A 21,236-nucleotide genomic window follows, 5' to 3' on the forward strand; every position below is an offset into this window, starting at 1 on the left:
TTGATCGTTCAAGAGGCTCTGAATCTACCGGCAGGTAGCGCCGCTGGGAGCAGTGGATCAGGTGATTCACGCCACGGCACGCCGAGGCACGCGGCGGCGGTCCGCGCCTGCCATGCTGTCTGATCGCACGCCCTCACGGACTGTCACGGAACGAGACCTCATGCCAGCGCAAGCCAAGGCGGAAGCCAGTAGCGCGCGGCCCGCCGCCCCCGCCGCGCCGCCCCTCACCGAGCGGCAGGAGGCGCGCCGGCGCCGCATCCTGCGGGCGTGCGCGCAGTTGGCCGGCCGGGGCGGTTTCGACGCGGTGCAGATGCGCGAGGTCGCGGAGTTGTCGCAGGTCGCCCTCGGCACCCTCTACCGCTACTTCCCGTCCAAGATCCATCTGCTGGTCGCCACGATGCAGGACCAGTTGGAGCACCTGCACGGCACGCTGCGCAAGAAGCCACCGACGGGCGAGACGGCGGCGGAGCGGGTGGCGGAGACCCTGATGCGCGCCTTTCGCGCCCTGCAGCGCGAGCCCCACCTGGCCGACGCGATGGTCCGCGCCCTCACCTTCGCGGACCGCAGCGTGAGCCCCGAGGTGGACCAGGTCTCCCGCCAGACGACGGCGATCATCCTGGACGCCATGGGCCTGGACGACGACCCCACGCCCGCCCAGCTGTCCGCCGTCCGCGTCATCGAGCACACTTGGCACTCGGCCCTCATCACCTGGCTCTCGGGCCGCGCCTCCATCGCCCAGGTCAAGATCGACATCGAGACGGCCTGCCGCCTGATCGACCTGCCGCCGACGTCCGCGGACGCATAGGGCCGGCGCGGACGCACACGGCCGGCAAGGACACGGAAGGGCACACGAAAGCGACCTACGAGACGGGTTCCCTTCGCCGGTATTGCCCGGATCAGGTGGCTGGGGGTCGCCTTCCAGTCATACGACCTCTCGGTCACATGACCTTCCGGCCTCTCAGCCCGACCGTCGACGTCGGCACCAGCGGAAGCCGAAGCCTCTCGCCAGAGTCGGCTACTCCGGTCGAACTCCCTCACTCGCCTCGTAGGCCTGTTATCAGACTAGAACGTTCCCGCGAGAAGAAAAGACCTGAGCGCGAACTTTTTACCGGAATCTCCAGATTGAGGCGACTGGAGGGAGGTCCTCGACCCGCTCGGCGCGGAGGCGGAAGCCCGTCCGCACCGCCTGGTGGGGCCGGGCGCACGGAGGCGGGGGCGGTGAGCGATCCGGTGGGCCACGTGGCGACTCGACGCCCTCGGTGACCCGCTGCGGCCTGCCGTCCCGGCGTGACACCTGCTTTCTTCTGTCCGATGTCCCGTCGTCCCCGTGTCCGCCTCCGGCGCAAGGGAGGTGCTAGCCAAGGAGACATTCTTAATGTAGGAATATGCGCCAAATGGACTCGTTCGGTCGATGTGCAGACATACGCTCCCGGCTTCTGCGCAGGCGAAGCCCGCGAAGCGTCGCTGGTCAGGTGTTCCTCCTGCAGGTGGCGCTGGTGGTGCTGCTCGTGGCGTGCGCCGTGGCGGCGCTGGTTCTGCAGTCGCAGCGCGCCGGCGGCGAGGAGGCCAAGCGCCGGTCCATCGCCGTTGCCCAGACCTTCGCCCACTCCCCCGGCATCCTGTCCGCGCTGCGGGCCCCCGAGCCGTCGAAGGTGCTGCAGCCGCTCACCGAGCAGGGCCGGCGGTCGGCCGGCGTCGACTTCATCGTCGTCATGGACACCCGGGGCATCCGGTACACGCATCCCCAACCGGACCGGATCGGTGAGCGCTTCGTGGGACGGATCGAGCCGTCGCTGACCGGCCGGGTCCACACGGAGAGCGTGCACGGGCCGCTCGGCCACGAGGTCCAGGCCACCGTCCCGGTCAGGAGTGGCGAAGGCACGGTGGTGGCGCTGGTCTCCGCCGGTCTGAAGGTGACGACGGTCACCAGCGGCGTGGCACGACAGCTGCCGCTCATCCTGGGCGCCGGAGCGGCCGGCCTGGCGCTGGCCACGGCGGGTACGGCGCTGGTCGGCAGGCGACTGCGGCGGCAGACCCACAATCTGCGCCCCAGCGAGATGACGCGGATGTACGAGCATCACGACACGGTCCTGCACTCCGTGCGCGAGGGCGTGCTCATCGTGGGCGCGGACGGCCGGCTGCTCCTGATGAACGACGAGGCCGCACTGCTGCTCGACCTGCCCCCGGACGCCGAGGGCAGGCTGGTGACGGAGCTGCCCGGCCTCCCCCGGGGCATCCGCGAACTGCTGACCTCCGGGCGGCAGGCCACCGAGGAGGTGCACCTCGCCGGGGAGCGCCTGCTCGCGGTCAGCCAGCGACCCGCGGGACGCGGCGGCGGCACGGTGGTCGCCCTGCGCGACTCCACCGAGTTGCGGGCACTCTCCGGCCGGGCAGAGATGGCCCGCCAGCGCCTGAAACTCCTCTACGACGCAGGTCTGGGCATCGGCGACAGCCTCGATGTGACGCGTACGGCCGAGGAGCTGGCCCAGATCGCCGTTCCCCGGTTCGCCGACTTCGTCACCGTGGACCTGGTCGACGCGGTGCTGCAGGGAGAGGAACCGACCGGCACCGGGACGGGCATGCGCCGTACCGCCGTCAAGGGCGTCCGGGAGGACCACCCCTTCAACGAGGTCGGCTCCCTGATCAGCTTCGTCCCCTCGACGCCGCACGCCCGCGGCCTGGGCACGGGCCGTTCGGAGCTGGTGCCCGACCTGGCCACCGCGACGGGGCTCCGTCTGCAGGACGCCGAGCGGGTGGGGAGGATCGAGGCGTGCGGCATCCACTCCATGATCTCCGTGCCGATCCAGGCGCGCGGCATCACGCTCGGCGTGGCCGTCTTCTGGCGCTCCCGCAGGCCGGAGCCCTTCGACGAAGAGGAGCTCTCCCTGGCGGAGGAACTGGTCGCCCGCGCCGCGCTCAGCATCGACAACGCCCGCCGCTACACCCGCGAGCACACCCTCGCCGTCGCCCTCCAGCGCAGTCTGCTGCCGCGCGCGCTGCCCGAGCAGAGCGCGCTCGAGGTCGCCTTCCGGTACCTGCCCGCACAGTCGGGGGTGAGTGGCGACTGGTTCGACGTCATCCCCCTGCCCGGCGGCCGGGTGGCGCTGGTGGTCGGCGACGTCGTCGGCCACGGCCTGCACGCCGCGGCCACCATGGGCCGACTGCGCACCGCCGTGCACAACTTCTCCACCCTCGATCTGCCGCCCGACGAACTGCTCAGCCGTCTCGACGACCTGGTCGGCCGCATCGACCAGGACGAGTCGGACACGGACCGCGACTCCGGGGTCGTCGGCGCCACCTGTCTCTACGCCGTCTACGACCCGGTCGAGCGCCGCTGCGCGATGGCACGGGCCGGGCACCTGGCCCCCGCCGTGGTGGGCCCTGACGGCGACGTCACGTTCGCCGACGTGCCGGCGGGTCTGCCGCTGGGCCTCGGCGGCATGCCGTACCAGGCCGCCGAGCTGGAGCTGGCGGAAGGCACCCAGCTGGTCCTCTACACGGACGGCCTGATCGAGGACCGTGCGTGGGATCTGGGTGTCGGGATGGACATGCTGCGCGAGACCCTCGCCGGGCACCGCGACCGCTCGCCCGACGAGCACTGCCGGGCGGTGGTGGAGGGACTGCTGCACGGGCGCCCCAAGGACGACGTCGCCGTGCTCGTCGCCCGCACCCTGGCCACGCCGGACGACCGGGTCGCCGACTGGGACGTGCCCTCGGACCCCGCCGCTGTCGCGGGAATGCGCGCCGCCGTGACGCGGAAGCTGGACGAGTGGGACCTGTCCGAGCTCTCCTACGGAACGGAACTCGTGCTCAGCGAGCTGATCACCAACGCCATCCGCCACGGCTCGCCCCCGATCCACGTACGGCTCCTGCGTGACCGTACTTTGATCTGCGAGGTGTCCGACGGCACCAGCACCTCGCCGCACCTGCGCTACGCCGCCACGACGGAGGAGGGCGGCCGTGGTCTGTTCCTGGTCTCCCAGGTGGCGGACCACTGGGGTACGCGGTACACCCCGCAGGGCAAGGTCATCTGGGCCGAGCAGGCCCTGCCGACGCGGGACGTGCCACCGGCGCACCGGGCCGGGCCGCCCGGGCAGCGGCGACCGGAGCGCAGCGTGCACGAGGCGAACGCGCACACCGCCGGGTGAGCGGCGGCCGCGGCGTCTCAGGCGAGTTCCACGAGGAGGTCGCCGCCCTCCACCTGCTGGATGCGGTTGATGGCCACCCGGGCCACCGTGCCGGACTTCGCAGCGGTGATCGCGGCTTCCATCTTCATCGCCTCGATGGTGGCCACCGTGGCACCGGCCGCCACCTCGTCGCCCTCCGAGACCGCGAGCGTCACCACGCCGCCGAAGGGCGCCGCGACGTGGCCCGGGTTGGCCCGGTCCGCCTTCTCGGTGACCGGGACGTCGGAGGCCGCCGCCCTGTCGCGGATCTGGATCGGCCGCAGCTGACCGTTCAGGGACGACATCACCGTCCGCATGCCGCGTTCGTCCGCCTCGCCGACGGCCTGCAGCTCGATGAGCAGGCGCACTCCGGGTTCCAGGTCGACGCCGTACTCCTTGCCCGGGCGCAGGCCGTAGAAGAAGGCCTTGCTGTCCAGCACGCTCGTGTCGCCGAACGTCTGACGGTACGTCTCGAACTCGCGGGTCGGCCCGGGGAACAGCAGCCGGTTGAGCGTCGCCCGTCGGTCCTTCGCGAGCCCCGCACGGTCGTCGGCGGTCAGCTCCTGCAGGGGCTTGGGCTCCGCGCGGCCCTGAAGCGCCTTGCTGCGGAACGGCTCGGGCCAGCCGCCGGGCGGGGTGCCCAGCTCGCCACGCAGGAAGCCGATGACGGAGTCGGGGATGTCGTACCGGTCCGGCGCCGCCTCGAAGTCGCCCGGGGACACGCCGGCGCCCACCAGGTGCAGCGCCAGGTCGCCGACCACCTTCGACGAGGGGGTCACCTTCACCAGGCGACCCAGCATCCGGTCCGCCGCGGCGTACATCGCCTCGATCTCCTCGAAGCGGTCGCCGAGGCCCAGCGCGATCGCCTGGGTGCGCAGGTTGGACAGCTGCCCGCCGGGGATCTCGTGGTGGTAGACGCGGCCGGTCGGCGAGGCCAGACCTGCCTCGAAGGGTGCGTAGACCTTGCGGACGCTCTCCCAGTACGGCTCCAGCTCGCCGACGGCCTTCAGGTCGAGGCCGGTGGGCCGGTCGGAGTGGTCGGTCGCGGCCACGATCGCCGACAGGGACGGCTGCGAGGTGGTGCCCGCCATGGACGCCACCGCTCCGTCCACCGCGTCCGCGCCCGCCTGGATCGCGGCCAGGTAGGTGGCGAGCTGACCGCCGGCCGTGTCATGCGTGTGGACGTGGACCGGCAGGTCGAACTCCCGGCGCAGGGCCGAGACGAGCCTCGCCGCGGCCGGTGCCCGCAGCAGACCCGCCATGTCCTTGACGGCCAGGACGTGGGCGCCCGCGGCCACGATCCGTTCGGCCAGGCGCAGGTAGTAGTCCAGGGTGTACAGCCGTTCGGACGGATCGGACAGGTCGGAGGTGTAGCACAGCGCCACCTCCGCCACAGCCGTTCCGGTCTGTCGTACGGCGTCGATGGCGGGCCGCATCTGCCCGACGTCGTTCAGGGCGTCGAAGATGCGGAAGATGTCGACGCCGGTGGCTGCCGCCTCCTGGACGAAGGCATCGGTCACCTCGGTCGGGTACGGCGTGTAGCCGACGGTGTTGCGCCCGCGCAGCAGCATCTGCAGGCAGATGTTCGGCACGGCTTCCCGCAGGGCGGCCAGGCGCTCCCAGGGGTCCTCCGCGAGGAAGCGCAGGGCGACGTCGTAGGTGGCACCGCCCCAGCACTCCAGCGACAGCAGTCCGGGCAGGGTACGCGCCACCACCGGAGCGACGGCGAGCATGTCCTTGGTGCGGACCCGGGTGGCGAGCAGCGACTGGTGGGCGTCCCGGAAGGTCGTGTCGGTGACGCCGACGGTCGGTGACGCGCGCAGTCGGCGCGCGAAGCCCTCCGGGCCGAGTTCGGCGAGCCACTGCCGGGAGCCGGCCGGTGGCTCACCGTCCGGCAGCGACGGCAGCTTGGTCAGCGGGTCGATCAGGTCGGGCCGCTCGCCGTGCGGCCTGTTCACGGTGACGTCGGCGAGGTAGGTCAGCAGCTTGGTGCCGCGGTCGGCGGAGTGACGTGCGGTGAGCAGGTGCGGGCGCTGCTCGATGAACGACGTGGTGACCCGGCCGGCCTGGAAGTCCGGGTCGTCCAGCACCGCTTGCAGGAACGGGATGTTCGTGGCGACACCGCGGATGCGGAACTCGGCCACGGCACGCCGCGCGCGGCCCACGGCGGTGGTGAAGTCCCGGCCGCGGCAGGTGAGCTTGACCAGCATGGAGTCGAAGTGAGCGCTGATCTCCGTACCGGCGTGGGTGGTTCCGCCGTCGAGCCGGATGCCCGAGCCACCGGGCGAGCGGTAGGCGCTGATCCTGCCGGTGTCCGGGCGGAAGCCGTTGGCCGGGTCCTCCGTGGTGATGCGGCACTGCAGGGCCGCGCCCCGCAACGTGACGGTCTCCTGGGACAGTCTCAGGTCGGCGAGCGTCTCGCCGGCGGCGATGCGCAGCTGAGCCTGCACGAGGTCGACGTCGGTCACCTCCTCGGTGACCGTGTGCTCGACCTGGATGCGCGGGTTCATCTCGATGAAGACGTGGTTCCCGGCGCGGTCGAGGAGGAACTCCACGGTGCCGGCGTTGCGGTAGCCGATCCGCCGGGCGAACCGCACGGCGTCGGCGCAGATCCGCTCGCGCAGCGCCGGGTCGAGGTTCGGCGCGGGCGCGAGTTCGATCACCTTCTGGTGGCGGCGCTGCACCGAGCAGTCGCGCTCGAACAGGTGGATGACGTCGCCGTGCCCGTCGGCGAGGATCTGCACCTCGATGTGGCGGGGTTCGACCACGGCCTTCTCCAGGAAGACCGTGGGGTCGCCGAACGCGGACGCCGCCTCCCGGGACGCGGCCTCGATGGCCTCCCGCAGCTGGGCCGGAGCCTCGACACGGCGCATACCGCGTCCGCCGCCGCCCGCGACGGCCTTGACGAACACGGGGAAGCCGATGTCGTCGGCGGACCGGACCAGTTCCTCCACGTCGGTGGAGGGCGCCGAGGAGCCGAGGACCGGGACGCCGGCCTCGCGGGCGGCGGCCACGGCGCGCGCCTTGTTGCCGGTCAGCTCGAGGATGTCCGCGCCCGGTCCGACGAACGTGATGCCCGCCTCCTCGCACGCCCGGGCCAGATCCGGGTTCTCCGACAGGAACCCGTAACCCGGGTAGACGGCGTCCGCCCCGGCGCGGCGCGCCGCACGGATGATCTCCTCCACCGAGAGATAGGCCCGCACCGGATGCCCCGGCTCACCGATCTCGTAGGCCTCGTCCGCCTTCAGGCGGTGCAGCGAGTTGCGGTCCTCGTGGGGGAAGACGGCGACCGTGCGCGCGCCCAGTTCATAACCTGCGCGGAACGCGCGAATCGCGATCTCACCGCGATTGGCGACCAGCACCTTGCGGAACATCCCTTTGCCCCCTTCAGCCCGCCGGCAGTGAGCACCATGGTGTCGAGGGCGGACCCGTCACGCCATGTGAACCGGGCCACTCGCGGTGGTGGGCCCCTCCCGGCCGCTCGATCCGCAACCCGGGGGCCGGCCGATGCCGCGCTCGAACACGTGGACCGACCGCCCCTCGGGCGTTGCGCTACGGCCGGGTAGAGTGGCCGGGTCGTCATCACACCCGTACGGGGGGAAGCCGGTGCAAATCCGGCGCTGACCCGCAACCGTGAGCAGCCGAGGCTGTGAGCCGGACTGCCCCGCACGGAAGCGTGACCGGCTCATGCGCACCGGCAACCGGCCGGTACGCGGCACCGTCGAGGCATACGGAGCCGAGCCGCCCGGGGGTGCCCCGTGCTGCCCGGCTCCCCGCAGGGAGAGGCACCCGCCGATCATGAACGTCGTCCGCCGAAGCGCCGCGGCCCTGGCCGTCACCGCCGTGATCGGCGCCGCCGCGACCCCGGTCGCGCAGGCCGCCGGTCCGTCCCCGTCGCCGTCGGTGGCTCTGCCCTCCGGCCTGTACGGCACGTCCGACCCGACCTACGACGGCGTATGGCGGCAGTCGCTCGCCCTGCTCGCCCAGCACACCGTGGGCGTCGAGCCCGCCTGGAAGGCCACGGACTGGCTGGCCCGGCAGCAGTGCGACAACGGCGGCTTCGCCGCCTTCCGGGCCGAGCCCGCCAAGGACTGCGACGCCAAGACGATCGTCGACACCAACAGCACGGCCGCCGCCGTCCAGGCCCTCGCCGCGCTCGGCGACTACGAAGCCGCCACCGGCAAGGCGGTCGACTGGCTGAAGTCCGTGCAGAACAAGGACGGCGGCTGGGGCTACAGCCCCGGCGGTCCCAGCGACGCCAACTCCACCGCGGTCGTCATCGGCGCCCTCGCGGCGGCTGGGGAGAAGCCGGACGCCGTCGTCAAGGACGGCGAGTCCCCTTACGACGCCCTGCTGAAGCTGGCCATACCCTGCGACGCGAAGGACGGCGGCGCCTTCGCCTACCAGCCCGACAAGAAGGGCACGCCGGCGGCCAACGCGGACGCGACCGCGGCGGCCGTCCTGGGCGCGCTGGGCAAGGGCCTCGCGGCCGAGGCGGGCGGGAAGGCGGAGCCCGCCTGCGCCGACGCCAAGACCCCCGAGCAGGCCGCCGCCAACGGCGCCGCCTACCTCACCAGGACTCTCGCCAAGGACGGCCACCTCACCTCCGCGCTCCCCGGCGCCGAGGACCAGCCCGACTACGGCAACACCGCCGACGCCGTGGTCGCGCTGGCCGCGCAGGGCGGCGCCGCTCGGGCAGCCAAGCCGCTGACCTGGCTGGAGCGGAACGCTGCCGAGTGGGCCGGGCAGAACGGCCCCGCCGCCTACGCCCAGCTGATCCTCGCCGCCCACGCGGCCGGCGCCGACCCGAAGGACTTCGCCGGCACCGACCTGGTGGCCCAGCTCAACGCGACCGGCCCGACCCCGCAGCTCCAGGTCGAGGACCGGGCCGTGGCGAAGGCCGAGGAGAAGGACGACGAGGACGAGGGCTCCGTCTTCGGCGTGTGGTGGTACGTCGGTGTCTTCCTCGTCGTCGGCATCGGCATCGGCTTCCTGCTCAGCAACCGCAACAAGAGGCAGTAGCCGTGAGGTACCGCCGTATCGCCGCGCTGCTCCTGGCCGCGCCGTTCCTCCTGCTGAACACCGGTCAGGCCCAGGCGGCCGGCTACCGCTACTGGTCGTTCTGGGAGCTCGACGGCAAGGCGTGGACGTACGCCACCCAGGGCCCCTCGACGGCCCGCCCCGTCGACGGCTCCGTCCAGGGGTTCCGGTTCGCGGTCAGCGTGGACTCCCAGGACGCGTCCCGCCCGCGCGGCACGGCCGACTTCACGGCGATCTGCGCCGGCACCCCGGCGCGGGACGGCACGAAGCGGGTGGCGCTCGTCATCGACTTCGGTACGGCGTCGGAGGCCCCGTCCGGCGAGACCCCGCCCCGCGCCCGCACGGCCTGCGCCCAGGTCTCGCCCGACGCGACGACGGCCGAGGCCCTGGCGGCGGTGGCCAAGCCTCTCCGTTACGACACGAACGCCCTGTTGTGCGCGATCGCGGGGTATCCGGAGAGGGGCTGCGGCGAGCAGGTGACGGACAGCGAGCAGTCCACAGCGGGCAAGGACGAGGCGTCCGACGCGGGGCCTGCGGCGGGCATGTGGGCCGGCATCGCAGCGATCGCCGTACTCGGGGCTGCGGCTGTGTGGCAGACCCGGCGCCGTCGACGTGGCTGAGCCGCACCGCCCTCAAGGGGCGCGGGGAGCTGCGCGACCGGCCACGCACGGCCCGCAGACGAGCAACCGCGCGCACCACCGGGCACCGACACACCCCGGCGCGTGGTGGCTCTGGTCCCTCGCCCTGGGCACCGCCGCCACCCGCACCACCAACCCCCTCCTCCTCGCCCTTCTCATCACGGTCTCGGCCTACGTCGTCACCGCCCGCCGCCCGCACACCCCCTGGTCCCGCTCCTACGGCGCCTTCGTCAAACTCGCCCTCGCCGTCCTCCTCGTCCGTCTCGTCTTCGCCGTCGCCCTCGGCTCGCCCCTGCCCGGCACCCACACCCTCGTCACCCTGCCGGAAGTCCCCCTCCCCGCCTGGGCGCAGGGCATCCGGCTGGGCGGCGAGGTCACCGCCGAGACCCTGGTCTTCGCCCTCTACGACGGCCTGAAACTGGCCACGCTCCTGATCTGCGTGGGCGCGGCCAACGCCCTCGCCGGCCCGACGCGCCTGCTCAAGTCCCTCCCCGGCGCCCTTTACGAGACCGGTGTGGCCGTGGTCGTGGCCCTCACCTTCGCCCCGCACCTCATCGCCGACGCCCAGCGCCTGCGCGCCGCCCGCCGTCTGCGCGGCCGCCCGGACAAGGGCCTGCGGGGCCTGCTCCAGGTGGGTCTCCCCGTCCTCGAAGGCGCTCTCGAACGCTCCGTCGCCCTCGCCGCCGCCATGGACGCCCGCGGATACGGCCGCACCGCCCGGGTCCCGCGCGCGGTCCGCCGTACGACCGCCGCCCTGACGCTCGGCGGTCTGCTGGGCGTCTGCGCCGGAACGTACGGCCTGCTCACCGCCGAAGGCGGCACGTACGGCCTGCCCGTCCTGCTGGCCGGGCTCGCCGCCGCCCTCGCCGGTCTGCGGCTGGGCGGCCGCCGCTCCCCGCGCACCCGCTACCGCCCCGACACCTGGAACCCGCGTTCCTGCCTGGTCGCCGCGTCCGGCGCCGCGGTGGCCGCCCTGCTGGCCCTCGCCGCCTCCACCGACCCGGCGGCCCTCCACCCGGGCGTCGTCCCGCTGGTCGCCCCGACCCTTCCCCTGTGGCCGGCGGCAGCCGTACTCCTCGGCCTGCTCCCGGCGTTCGTCACCCCCGCTCCCGAGGAATCCGAGGAGAAGCCCTCATGATCCGCTTCGAGGACGTCTCCGTGACCTACGACGGGGCGACCGAACCCACCGTGAGCGGCGTCGACTTCGAGGTCCCGGAGGGTGAACTCGTCCTCCTCGTCGGTCCGTCCGGCGTCGGCAAGTCCACCCTGCTCGGTGCGGTCAGCGGCCTCGTCCCGCACTTCACCGGCGGCACCCTGCGCGGCCGGGTCACGGTCGCCGGCCGCGACACCCGCACGCACAAGCCGCGCGAACTCGCCGACGTGGTGGGCACCGTCGGTCAGGACCCCCTGTCCCACTTCGTCACCGACACCGTCGAGGACGAACTCGCCTACGGCATGGAGTCACTGGGTCTCGCCCCGGCCGTGATGCGCCGCCGCGTCGAGGAGACCCTCGACCTGCTCGGCCTCGCCGACCTGCGTCACCGCTCGATCGCCACGCTCTCCGGCGGTCAGCGGCAGCGGGTGGCGATCGGCTCGGTCCTCACCCCGCACCCGAGCGTGCTCGTCCTCGACGAACCGACCTCCGCCCTCGACCCGGCCGCCGCCGAGGAAGTCCTGGCCGTCCTCCAGCGCCTTGTGCACGACCTCGGTACGACGGTCCTGATGGCCGAACACCGCCTGGAACGCGTCATCCAGTACGCCGACCAGGTCGTCCTTCTCCCGTCCCCCGGCGAGCCCACGACTCTGGGCACCCCGGCGGAGGTGATGGCCGTATCCCCGGTGTACCCGCCCGTCGTATCCCTGGGCCGCCTCGCCGGCTGGACACCCCTACCCCTGACGGTCCGCGACGCCCGCCGCCGGGCGGCGGAACTCCGGGAACGCCTGGAGGAACGGGACACCATCGCCGAGCAGGGGCGCGGGGAACTGCGCGACCAGCCAAACACAACCCGCACCCGCGAAGCATCCGCACCCCTCGAGCGCTTGGGCGCCACCCCCCACCGCTGGTTCCGCCGCAAACGCACGGATGCCACCCGGCATTCCCACCACATAGCCGACATACAAGCCCTCGCCGTCACCCGTGGCCGCGTCCAGGCCCTACGCCGGGTCGACCTCAGAGTCTCCCCCGGCGAGACCGTCGCCCTCATGGGCCGCAACGGCGCCGGCAAGTCCACGCTGCTCAACACCCTGGTCGGCCTCGTCGAACCGTCCGCCGGTTCGGTGCACGTCGGCGGAGCCGTACCGCACCGCACGCCGCCCCCCGAGCTCGTACGCCGCGTCGGCCTGGTCCCCCAGGAGCCGCGCGACCTCCTGTACGCCGACACGGTCGCCGCCGAGTGCACGGCCGCCGACGCCGACGCGGGCGCCGCCCCCGGCACCTGCCGGGCGCTGGTCTCCGAGCTGCTCCCCGGCATCACCGACGACACGCACCCGCGCGACCTGTCCGAGGGGCAGCGCCTCACCCTCGCGCTGGCGGTCGTGCTCACCGCGCGTCCGCCGCTGCTCCTCCTCGACGAACCGACGCGGGGCCTCGACTACGCGGCGAAGTCCCGCCTGGTCGCGCTGCTGCGCGAGCTGGCCGCCGGGGGCCACGCGATCGTCCTGGCCACGCACGACGTGGAACTGGCCGCCGAGCTGGCCCACCGGGTGGTCCTGCTCGCCGACGGCGAGGTGATCGCCGACGGCCCGACGGCGGACGTGGTCGTCTCGTCCCCGTCCTTCGCCCCGCAGGTCACCAAGATCCTCGCCCCCCAGCAGTGGCTCACGGTCACGCAGGTCCGGGAGGCTCTGTCATGACGGACTCCACCGGGCCGTTCGAACCGCAGCCGGCAGCGGACCGCACCCCACCGACCGCGGACAGCACCCCACCGACCGCGGACAGCACCCCACCGACAGCCCTCCGCACCCCACCGACCGCGGACAGCACCCCACCGACAGCCCTCCGCACCCCACCGACCGCGGACAGCACCCCGCCGACAGCCCTCCGCACCCCACCGACCGCGGACAGCACCCCACCGGCACCGCCCCGCGCCACCGGCGGCGCCCGGGCGCGCGCCGTCCGCCTCGGCCCCCGTTCCCTCGTCGCGCTCGCCCTCACCAGCGCGGTCGGCGCGGCGGCCTTCTTCTGGCCCTTCCTCGCCCCGCCCACCTCCCGGGTCGCGGCCCACGCCCAGGACGCGCCGTGGCTGTTCGCGGGCCTGCTGGCCCTCCTCATGGGAGTCGTGGCGGCGACCCTCTCCGAGTCAGGGCTCGGCCCCAAGGCCGTGGCCATGCTCGGTGTGCTGGCCGCGACCGGCGCGGCGCTGCGGCCGATCGGTGCCGGTACGGCGGGCATCGAGCCGATGTTCTTCCTGATGGTGCTCAGCGGACGCGTGCTCGGCCCCGGCTTCGGGTTCGTGCTCGGCGCGGTCACCATGTTCGCGTCGGCGCTGCTCACGGGCGGCGTGGGCCCGTGGCTGCCGTTCCAGATGCTGGCGATGGGCTGGTTCACGATGGCGGCGGGCCTGCTGCCGGCGCCGGACCGGCTGCGCGGCCGCGCCGAGCTGCTGCTCCTGGCCGGGTACGGCTTCTGCGCGGCCTTCGCCTACGGCACGATCATGAACCTCGCGGGCTGGCCCTTCATGAGCGCGCTGGCCTCCACCATCGCCTTCGACCCGGACGCGCCGGTCCCGGCCAACCTGGCCCGCTTCCTGGCGTACTGCCTGGCCACTTCGCTCGGCTGGGACCTGGGCCGCGCGGCCGTCACGGTCGTCCTGACCGTGACGCTCGGCCCGGCGGTCCTCAGGGCCCTGCGCCGGGCCACCCGCCGCGCCGCCTTCGAGACCCCGGTCACATTCGACCCGCCCGGGTCGTCACCCTCGGGTGAGGGCTTGCGTGCGGACGGTCACGCGGACGGTGAAGCACCCCACATGACCCACGTCACCAACGAAGCCGGATAGTAGATCCAGTCACGTGTCATGCACTTGGCATTGTGCGCCCTGACCTGCGCATTGAGAGCCAGGTCACACAACGGACCTTCACCTCTGATGCGACCACAACTAGTAAAAGCGGTCATTGCGGGCACTTCGCTCGGCTGCTTCTCTGGATGACGTCGCACGGCGCCGACGAGCCCACAGGGCCGCGGCGCCCCTGCATGTCACCGCCTCGCACCGCGTGGTTCCGGCTTGCCGCGACCACCCAGTCCCCGACGAAAAGGTTCGCCTGTGTCCGTCTCCATCCTCCGCCGCATCGCCACCCCGAAGAAGGCCCTCACCGGCGTCGCCGTCGCCGCAGCCACCGCCGGTATGGCGCTGTCGGCCGCCCCGGCCCACGCCGCGTCGACCGCCTCTCCCACCCAGGCCAAGGCGATCGCGAAGAAGATGATCCCGGACGCCGCCCAGTTCAACGCCTTCAGCAAGATCGTTCAGCACGAGAGCAACTGGGACGTCGACGCCACCAACTCCTCCTCCGGCGCCTACGGTCTGGTCCAGGCCCTGCCGGGCCACAAGATGGCCTCGGCCGGCTCCGACTGGAAGACCAACGCCCAGACCCAGATCAAGTGGGGCCTGGACTACATGAAGTCCCGCTACGGCAGCCCCGTCGGCGCCTGGAACTTCTGGCAGGCCAACGGCTGGTACTGAGCCGGCCCCACAGCATCGGCCGATGCTGGGACACCAGCCCCCAAGACGGCGGCGGCCCCCGATCCCCGGGGCCGCCGCCTTCTGTGCGCCCCGCACCGCACGAGCCACTAGCGGGGATGGGTTCCCGGGCCGTCGTGGTGACCGCTGAGCGGGGTGGGCGTCAGGTCGGTGGGTCGCTCACCGGCCTCCAGCAGGGTGTCCGCGGCGCCCACGATCAGCGGATCGGGCTTGCCGACGGCGGCGTGGTCCTTCGCCGGATAGTCGCAGCGGTCGAGCAGGCTGCGCATCGCCTCCAGCCGGCCACGCCGTTTGTCGTTGTTCTTGACCACCGTCCACGGAGCGTGGGCGGTGTCCGTGGCTCGGAACATCTCGACCTTGGCCGCCGTGTACTCGTCCCAGCGGTCGAGCGAGGAGAGGTCCGTCGGCGACAGCTTCCACCGGCGCACCGGGTCCACCTGCCGGATGGCGAACCGGGTGCGTTGCTCGGCCCGGGAGACGGAGAACCAGAACTTCACCAGCATGACGCCGTCCTCCGTCAGGAGCCTCTCGAACAGGGGTGCCTGCACGAGGAACTCGCGGTACTCGTCGTCCGTGCAGAAGCCCATCACCCGCTCGACACCGGCCCGGTTGTACCAGGACCGGTCGAAGAAGACGATCTCCCCGCGGGCCGGCAGATGCGCGACATAGCGCTGGAAGTACCACTGGCCGGCCTCCCGCTCGGTCGGCTTCTCCAATGCGACCACGCGGGCGCCGCGCGGGTTCAGGCGCTCCGTGAAGCGCTGGATCGTCCCGCCCTTGCCGGCCGCGTCCCGGCCTTCGCAGACGACGACGATCCGCTGGCCGGTGTCCTTGATCCAGCGCTGCATCTTGAGCAGTTCTATCTGCAGGATGCGCTTCTGCCGCTCGTAGTCGGCCCTGCGTACCTTCCGGTCGTACGGATGGTTGTCCCGCCAGGTCTCTATGGGGCTGCCGTCGTCGTTCAGCAGGAGCGGCCTCTCCGGACGCTGCTCGTCCACGCTGAGGCCCTCGAGGAGTTCTCGCTCGGCCGTACCCGAGCCGGTGCCGCTCGTCGTCGCCGCTTGGTTCCGCTCGGAGTCCATGAGGCCCTCCAGTGTCGCGCTTCTCCGGTGGTCGGATGAGCGGAGCAACGCGCCCGCCGTACGGCACGGTGATCCGCTCCACACCTCCTGCCCCTTTCCACCCGTGACAACCAAACGTGGGCGGCAGCGGACAGGGAGTTCGCGCTGGTGACGCTGTGCGCGGGCGGCGGACCGGCTACCGGGACGAAACGTCGGGGGCTGCGGCCCCGGCCCACGAGACGAACGCCGTGAAGGCGGCGGGGTCCAAGGTCACCACGGGGCCGGCGAGGCGCCCGGGTCGAGGTCGTTGATGCGGGTCACGCACGGTCCCCTCTCACGCAACTCCGCACTGCCGGACGGGTTGTATCCGATCCGTCGCCCACAGTAGGTGCGCCTGGCCGGCCTCGTGGCGTGAACGAACACTTCCCCTCGGCCTACTTGATCCCTCGCCCCGCCCAGTACCGCATGAGCCCGACCGTGGGCGAACACTCGCCACGGCACGTCCGCCGCATCGTCCGCTCGCTGCCGGCGGAGTGGGGGATGGCGGACCTGACCGACGCGGTGGAGCTCGGCGTGACGGAGCTGGTCGCCAACGTCGTGCGCCATGTCCCGGACCGGCGCCGCACGCTGCTGCTGCGCCGCGGGACGGGCACGCGGGTGGAGGTCTCGGACGGCTCGCCGCACCTCCCCCGCCCGTCCCTCACCCGGTCGCCGGACGCGGAGAACGGCCGCGGCCTGCTGCTGGAAGCGGTGGCGGACCAGTGGGGAGTGCAGCCGCGCGCCGACGACGGCAAGACGGTCTGGTTCGAGTGCGAGGCCGCGTCACCCCGCCGATCCGGACCGGCCGGCAGCGGCGATCGGCTTCGGTGCCGCCTCGGCGCCGAGTGCCGGGGACGGCGTCGTCCGCGCCCGCGGACCCTGGAACACGTACGCGAGGCCGAAGCCCGCGCCCACCACCAGCGCGCCGCCCACCGCGTCCAGCACCCAGTGGTTGCCGGTCACCACGATCGCGGTCGCCGTGAACGCCGGATGCAGCAGGCCCAGCGCCTTCATCCACCCCTTGGGCGCGACGATCGCGATCATGACGCCGCACCACAGGGACCACCCGAAGTGCAGTGAGGGCATGGCCGCGTACTGGTTGGTGAGGGAGGTCAGGGTGCCGTAGTCCGGCTGGGAGAAGTCCTGGACGCCGTGGACGGTGTCGATGATGCCGAAGCCCGGCATCAGGCGCGGCGGGGCGAGCGGGTAGAGCCAGAAGCCGATCAGTGCCAGCAGGGTCGTCAGGCCCAGGGTCGAGCGGCCCCAGCGGTAGTCGACGGGACGGCGCCAGTACAGGACGCCGAGGACGGTCAGCGGCACGGCGAAGTGGAAGGACGTGTAGTAGAAGTCGAAGAACTGCCGGAGCCGGTCAACCTTCACGATCGCGTGGTTGAGCGTGTGCTCGACGTCGATGTGGAGGAACCGCTCCACGGACAAAATCTGCTCGCCGTGCGCCTCGGCCCGCTCCCGGCCGCCGGATATCGTGCCGCCGGTGGCCGCGAGCCGCACCTGCGAGTACGCGGCGTAGGTGACGCGTATGAGGAGCAGCTCCAGCAGGAGGTTCGGACGGCCGAGGACGCGGCGCAGGAAGGGCAGCAGCGGTACGCGCTTCCAGCGGGCCGGGACCGGCCGGGCGTACTCCGTGGGGATCGGGTCCCGGTAGTAGGGCGAGGTGCGCGACAGGAACGGCACGGCCGTGGCGGCGGCGATCGCGGCGAGCAGGACGACGTTGTCGCGCAGCGGGTGCAGCACGGCCATGTTCGGCAGGAGCATCTTCGCCGGGAGCGTCATCACCAGCACCACCGCCACCGGCCACACGAGGCGGTCGGAGGCGCGCCGGCCGACCCGGCCGGCCACTGCCGGCAGCACCCACAGCAGCTGGTGCTGCCATGCGGTGGGCGAGACGGCGATCGCGGCGCAGCCGGTGACGGCGACGGCCAGCAGCAGCTGGCCGTCTCGGGCGTAGCGGACGGCCCGGCGCAGGCCGAGGGCGGCGACCACCGCGCCCAGCGTCAGGAAGAGGGCTGTCTCCAGCGGGCCGGACAGGCCCAGCCGGAGCAGTGCTCCGTGCAGGGACTGGTTGGCGAGGTCGTCGGCCCGGCCGCCGAGGCCGACGCCGGCCAGATGGTGCACCCAGTACCTGTAGGAGTCGTGCGGCATCGCCGCCCAGGCCAGCGCCGTGGCCGCGGCGAACGTCGCGCCCAGCGACGCGGCGGCGGTGCGGCGGCCGGTGAACCACAGCAGCGGGGCGAAGAGCAGCACCGTCGGCTGGAAGGCGGCGGCGACGCCGATCAGCGCGCCGCCCGCCCGCTCGCCGCGCACGACGAAGCAGCCGAGGAGGACCAGCAGGACCGGGATGATGCTGGTCTGGCCGAGCCAGAAGGCGTTGCGCACGGGCAGCGACAGCATCAACAGGCAGATCGCGACCGGCGCGGCGACGAGGGAGGTACGGCGGCTGACCGGCTGCGGGAGGGCGCGGGCGGCGACCAGGCCGAGGACGACGACCAGCAGCAGCGTGCCGAAGGTCCAGCCCCAGCCGAGCGCCTGCTCGGCGGCCCGGGTCAGCGGCTTGAGGACCAGGCCGCCGAAGGGCGTGCCGGTGAAGCGGGTGGAGTCGTAGAGCGAACCGTCGACGTGCAGGACGCCGTCCGGGCCGACCCAGGCCTCCAGGTCGGTCAGCCGCTCACCCCGGGGGGTGCCGAGGACGACGGCGATCTGCCGTGCGCCGAGGATCGCGGCGACCAGCCACAGGGTCAGGCGCGCGGCGCGCCATCGTGCGCCGGCCGTCGCTCCGAAGGCCTCCACCGGTCTCCCGCCGTGCTCCGCGTTCACCACGCCTCGTCGGCCTCCCTCCCCTGTGTCCCACGCCCCGCGCGCGCGAGGTTTCCGTGCGCACCCTCCTGAGGTCCTTCGCGCACCCTGTGGGTGCGCATCGCCCCCGGAGGAGGACGCAGGCCACCTCCGCTTCACCTGACGTCCGCCTGCCTTTTGTCCGAAAGACGACAGTGGGCGGGGGGTCGGGTTGCCCCGGCCGGGCGCGAGATGGGTCACAGGACGTGTGCGGACGCGGCGGTCAGACGCCCGGCGGCAGGCCTGGACAGCCCGCATTTACGTGCCCCATGCACCTAATTGGCCACCCTGCGCAATCGGACCAAGGCGACGCGGCGCGGGCGACCGCGCGCCGAGGACGGCCGGCGCCGGGACCCGGGCCCGCGGCCGAGACCGCGGGCCCGGGTCCCGGCCCTCCGGTTCGTCGGACCGGCGTCGCTCCACTGGCCCCGTGGGACAGGAACCTGCACCCGCCCCTACTCGTTAGGCCATCTAGTTAGCACTTCTAACTAGGACGACGAGAGGCAGAGCGCATGAGCGAGTCGCAGGTCTGGGACGCCGTCGACGAGTACTTCACCACCCACCTCTCCCACGACGACGAGGCCCTCAAGGCGGCCCTGCGCGACAGCGACGCGGCCGGGCTGCCACGCGCCAACGTCACGGCGACGCAGGGCAAGCTGCTGCAGCTCCTCGCCCGGATGCAGGGCGCCCGCGCCATCCTGGAGATCGGCACGCTCGGCGGCTACAGCACGATCTGGCTGGCCCGCGCCCTCCCGGCCGACGGCCGTCTGGTCTCGCTGGAGTACAGCCCGAAGCACGCCGAGGTCGCCACCCGCAACATCGCCCGCGCGGGCCTCGACAAGGTCGTCGACGTGCGCGTCGGCGCCGCCCTCGACTCGCTGCCGCAGCTCGCCGACGAGAACCCGCCGCCCTTCGACCTGGTCTTCATCGACGCCGACAAGGCCAACAACGCCCGCTATGTGGAGTGGGCCCTGAAGCTCACGTGCGCGGGCAGCCTGATCGTCGTCGACAACGTCGTCCGCGGCGGCCGCGTCGCCGAGGCGGACAGCCCCGCCCCCGACGTGCGGGGCACACGCACCGCCATCGAACTCATCGGCTCCCACCCCCGCCTCGACGGCACCGCGATCCAGACGGTGGGCAGCAAGGGGTACGACGGCTTCGCGCTGGCGCGCGTCCTCGGGTGACGTGGCCCGGGCCGCGGGTCAGGCCTCGTGGTAGAAGCCGACGTTCACGCTGCGCGGCCCGGTGCGGTCCTGGATGACGATCTCGCCGTTGCCGCCCCTGGGCAGCGGCGCCGTGCCGCCGTACGCGAGCGGCTGCGCGTACTCGCCGGACACCAGCCGGACCTCGGAGGACGGGTCCGGCTGCGAGCCGCGCAGCCAGGTCACCTGCCAGGTGCCGTCCGGCCCGCACAGGAACTCCAGGTGCACCCGGGAGACGAACAGCCAGTCGTCGGGCGTCACGAGCCGGCACACGGTCCCGTCCCGGCCCACCCGCAGCACCGCCCCCGGCTCACTGGGCGCGTCGGCCATGAGCATGCCGGCCGTGGCGCCCGCTTCCGTCCCGGAGACGGAGGCCATGGTCAGTTCGAGCACGTGCGCTCCCTTGCAACGTCCTGGTCCGGCAGCCCGGTTGGCCTGCCGCCGCCGCATGATAAATCGCCCGGCACGGCGGCGTCCGGCACAATGGCCTCATGACCGAGCGAAAGCCACCGGGCGTCAGCTTCGAGTCGTGGACCGACAAGCAGATCCGGGACGCTCAGGCCCGGGGCGAGTTCGCCCGGCTGCCGGGCGCGGGCAAGCCGCTGCCGAAGGAGGTCGAGGAGACCTACGACGAACAGTGGTGGATCAAGCGGAAGTTGGCCCGTGAGGGCCTCTCGGTCCTGCCGCCCACGCTCGCCCTGCGCAAGGAGGCCGAGGACGCGCTGCTGGCCGCGCTGCGGGCGCCCTCGGAGCGGCTCGTACGGAAGATCGTCGAGGACGTCAACGTCAAGATCCGCGACGTCATGTTCAAGCCGCCGCCCGGCCCCCCGCTGGGTCTGAAGCCGTACGACGTCGACGATGTCGTACGGCGGTGGCGGGAGGGCCGGGCGGCGGCCGAATAGCCTGGTCCGGCGCCGCGCTCAGTGGCGCAGCAGCCGCTCCGCCAGCTCGCGGTAGTCCCGCAGGGCGAGGCGGAGTTGTTCGGTGTCGCTGCTCGCGGAGGTGGCCTCGTCGGTCGACTCCCAGGACCGGCGCAGCGTACGGCGGCGCTGGGTCACGGCCTCCGTGAACCGGGCCGCGATCTCCTCCAGCACGTGGTCCGCCTCCTCGATGGCCGCCCGGGGGCCGTCCACGAAGGAGGACACCGCCTGCTGCATCCGCAGCCCGAACTTGTCGGTCTCCTCACGCGGCATGAGCGAGGCGGTCCGGGTGGTGGGGGCGGAGGGGTCGGCCGGCTGCCTCGTCGAGCCCGGGGCACCGGGGGTCGCCCCGGCCGCGGCGACGGGCGCCTGCCGTGCCTCGGCGCTCCCGTGAGCCGAACCGGCCGGCGGCAGCGCGCCGGTGCCGGAACTCACCGGACCCGCGCCGGACTCCCGCGGCGCGCCACCGGTCTCGGCGGCGGCATCCCGCGCCGTACCGCGGGTGCTCCCGGTCTCCCGGGCCGTCCCCGGTACCGCCTCGCGACCGACGAGGTCGTCGCGCCGCGCGGTGCGGTCGGTCTCGGACGGCTCGCCGCCGCCCATGGGCCGTGTCACGTCGGTCATGT

At 72.9% G+C, this 21,236-nt stretch carries 15 protein-coding genes, 1 pseudogene and 1 riboswitch; of the genes and pseudogenes, 11 read left to right on the top strand and 5 right to left on the bottom strand.

The genetic code is table 11. The features are described from left to right. The first annotated feature begins 160 nt into the window (after nucleotides 1-160). Nucleotides 161-805 carry a TetR family transcriptional regulator gene (locus IPT68_RS11120; protein WP_189696812.1) on the top strand — a complete coding sequence of 215 codons (645 nt, stop codon included), beginning with the start codon at nucleotides 161-163 and terminating at the stop codon, nucleotides 803-805. A gap of 589 nt (nucleotides 806-1,394) precedes the next feature. Next, nucleotides 1,395-4,148: a SpoIIE family protein phosphatase gene (locus tag IPT68_RS11125; RefSeq protein WP_189696811.1), complete on the top strand. Its 2,754-nt coding sequence runs from the start codon at nucleotides 1,395-1,397 to the stop codon at nucleotides 4,146-4,148. A 17-nt stretch (nucleotides 4,149-4,165) separates the two neighbouring features. Here IPT68_RS11125 and IPT68_RS11130 read toward each other — a convergent pair whose 3' ends face one another. Then, nucleotides 4,166-7,540, bottom strand: coding sequence for a pyruvate carboxylase (locus IPT68_RS11130; RefSeq protein ID WP_189696810.1), 3,375 nt, complete (start codon nucleotides 7,538-7,540; stop codon nucleotides 4,166-4,168). A 224-nt stretch (nucleotides 7,541-7,764) separates the two neighbouring features. Further along, nucleotides 7,765-7,842, top strand: a riboswitch (cobalamin riboswitch). Nucleotides 7,843-7,964: 122 nt separating this feature from the next. On the opposite strand from IPT68_RS11130, the gene IPT68_RS11135 reads away from it, so the two are divergent. The 6 genes from IPT68_RS11135 to IPT68_RS11160 all read left to right on the top strand — a co-directional run bounded on the left by IPT68_RS11135 (nucleotide 7,965) and on the right by IPT68_RS11160 (nucleotide 14,520). Further along, nucleotides 7,965-9,188 (top strand): prenyltransferase/squalene oxidase repeat-containing protein, encoded by a 1,224-nt coding sequence (locus tag IPT68_RS11135; protein ID WP_189696809.1) that lies wholly within the window; start codon nucleotides 7,965-7,967, stop codon nucleotides 9,186-9,188. A gap of 2 nt (nucleotides 9,189-9,190) precedes the next feature. Continuing rightward, the gene (locus tag IPT68_RS11140) at nucleotides 9,191-9,826 is read left to right on the top strand and encodes an SCO2322 family protein (protein ID WP_189696808.1); all 636 of its coding nucleotides are present in this window, start codon (nucleotides 9,191-9,193) and stop codon (nucleotides 9,824-9,826) included. Beyond that, nucleotides 9,819-10,982, top strand: a complete 1,164-nt coding sequence (locus IPT68_RS11145) for an energy-coupling factor transporter transmembrane component T (RefSeq protein WP_189696807.1) — start codon at nucleotides 9,819-9,821, stop codon at nucleotides 10,980-10,982. The genes IPT68_RS11140 and IPT68_RS11145 overlap by 8 nt, the downstream gene beginning before the upstream one ends. Continuing rightward, nucleotides 10,979-12,697 carry an ABC transporter ATP-binding protein gene (locus IPT68_RS11150; RefSeq protein ID WP_189696806.1) on the top strand — a complete coding sequence of 573 codons (1,719 nt, stop codon included), beginning with the start codon at nucleotides 10,979-10,981 and terminating at the stop codon, nucleotides 12,695-12,697. Before IPT68_RS11145 ends, IPT68_RS11150 begins: the two co-directional genes overlap by 4 nt. After that, nucleotides 12,694-13,839 (top strand): ECF transporter S component, encoded by a 1,146-nt coding sequence (locus tag IPT68_RS11155; RefSeq protein WP_189696805.1) that lies wholly within the window; start codon nucleotides 12,694-12,696, stop codon nucleotides 13,837-13,839. Before IPT68_RS11150 ends, IPT68_RS11155 begins: the two co-directional genes overlap by 4 nt. Before the next feature lie 264 nt (nucleotides 13,840-14,103). Then, nucleotides 14,104-14,520, top strand: coding sequence for an aggregation-promoting factor C-terminal-like domain-containing protein (locus IPT68_RS11160; protein ID WP_189696804.1), 417 nt, complete (start codon nucleotides 14,104-14,106; stop codon nucleotides 14,518-14,520). A 107-nt stretch (nucleotides 14,521-14,627) separates the two neighbouring features. Here the strand turns inward: IPT68_RS11160 and ppk2 are convergent, their stop codons facing one another. Next, a complete protein-coding gene (gene ppk2 / locus IPT68_RS11165; RefSeq protein WP_189696803.1) occupies nucleotides 14,628-15,620 on the bottom strand; it encodes a polyphosphate kinase 2 in 993 nt (330 codons plus the stop codon). A gap of 519 nt (nucleotides 15,621-16,139) precedes the next feature. Here ppk2 and IPT68_RS34975 point away from each other — a divergent pair. Next, nucleotides 16,140-16,343: pseudogene (locus IPT68_RS34975) on the top strand (ATP-binding protein); the annotation flags it as partial. A gap of 78 nt (nucleotides 16,344-16,421) precedes the next feature. Here IPT68_RS34975 and IPT68_RS11170 read toward each other — a convergent pair. Further along, nucleotides 16,422-18,473: a bifunctional glycosyltransferase 87/phosphatase PAP2 family protein gene (locus tag IPT68_RS11170; protein ID WP_189696802.1), complete on the bottom strand. Its 2,052-nt coding sequence runs from the start codon at nucleotides 18,471-18,473 to the stop codon at nucleotides 16,422-16,424. A 527-nt stretch (nucleotides 18,474-19,000) separates the two neighbouring features. On the opposite strand from IPT68_RS11170, the gene IPT68_RS11175 reads away from it, so the two are divergent. After that, complete coding sequence (locus IPT68_RS11175) at nucleotides 19,001-19,672, top strand: O-methyltransferase (RefSeq protein ID WP_189696801.1); 672 nt, start codon at nucleotides 19,001-19,003, stop codon at nucleotides 19,670-19,672. Between the two features lie 18 nt (nucleotides 19,673-19,690). On the opposite strand, the gene IPT68_RS11180 is transcribed toward IPT68_RS11175, so the two are convergent. Next, a complete protein-coding gene (locus IPT68_RS11180) occupies nucleotides 19,691-20,083 on the bottom strand; it encodes an FHA domain-containing protein (protein WP_189696800.1) in 393 nt (130 codons plus the stop codon). A gap of 98 nt (nucleotides 20,084-20,181) precedes the next feature. Between IPT68_RS11180 and IPT68_RS11185 the strand changes: the two genes are divergently transcribed. After that, nucleotides 20,182-20,592, top strand: a complete 411-nt coding sequence (locus tag IPT68_RS11185) for a DnaJ family domain-containing protein (protein WP_194074076.1) — start codon at nucleotides 20,182-20,184, stop codon at nucleotides 20,590-20,592. A gap of 18 nt (nucleotides 20,593-20,610) precedes the next feature. Here IPT68_RS11185 and IPT68_RS11190 read toward each other — a convergent pair whose 3' ends face one another. After that, a complete protein-coding gene (locus IPT68_RS11190) occupies nucleotides 20,611-21,234 on the bottom strand; it encodes a hypothetical protein (RefSeq protein WP_308438745.1) in 624 nt (207 codons plus the stop codon). Between the last annotated feature and the right edge of the window lie 2 nt (nucleotides 21,235-21,236).

The sequence above is a fragment of the Streptomyces chromofuscus genome (assembly GCF_015160875.1).
In the GTDB taxonomy this organism is placed as follows: Bacteria; Actinomycetota; Actinomycetes; order Streptomycetales; family Streptomycetaceae; genus Streptomyces; species Streptomyces chromofuscus.

Coding starts and splice junctions, on each gene's coding strand:
- IPT68_RS11175 (WP_189696801.1), top strand. CDS start 19,001: ATGAGCGAGTCGCAGGTCTGGGACGCCGTCGACGAGTACTTCACCACC.
- IPT68_RS11155 (WP_189696805.1), top strand. CDS start 12,694: ATGACGGACTCCACCGGGCCGTTCGAACCGCAGCCGGCAGCGGACCGC.
- ppk2 (WP_189696803.1), bottom strand. CDS start 15,620: ATGGACTCCGAGCGGAACCAAGCGGCGACGACGAGCGGCACCGGCTCG.
- IPT68_RS11190 (WP_308438745.1), bottom strand. CDS start 21,234: ATGACCGACGTGACACGGCCCATGGGCGGCGGCGAGCCGTCCGAGACC.
- IPT68_RS11120 (WP_189696812.1), top strand. CDS start 161: ATGCCAGCGCAAGCCAAGGCGGAAGCCAGTAGCGCGCGGCCCGCCGCC.
- IPT68_RS11185 (WP_194074076.1), top strand. CDS start 20,182: ATGACCGAGCGAAAGCCACCGGGCGTCAGCTTCGAGTCGTGGACCGAC.
- IPT68_RS11150 (WP_189696806.1), top strand. CDS start 10,979: ATGATCCGCTTCGAGGACGTCTCCGTGACCTACGACGGGGCGACCGAA.
- IPT68_RS11135 (WP_189696809.1), top strand. CDS start 7,965: ATGAACGTCGTCCGCCGAAGCGCCGCGGCCCTGGCCGTCACCGCCGTG.
- IPT68_RS11125 (WP_189696811.1), top strand. CDS start 1,395: ATGGACTCGTTCGGTCGATGTGCAGACATACGCTCCCGGCTTCTGCGC.
- IPT68_RS11130 (WP_189696810.1), bottom strand. CDS start 7,540: ATGTTCCGCAAGGTGCTGGTCGCCAATCGCGGTGAGATCGCGATTCGC.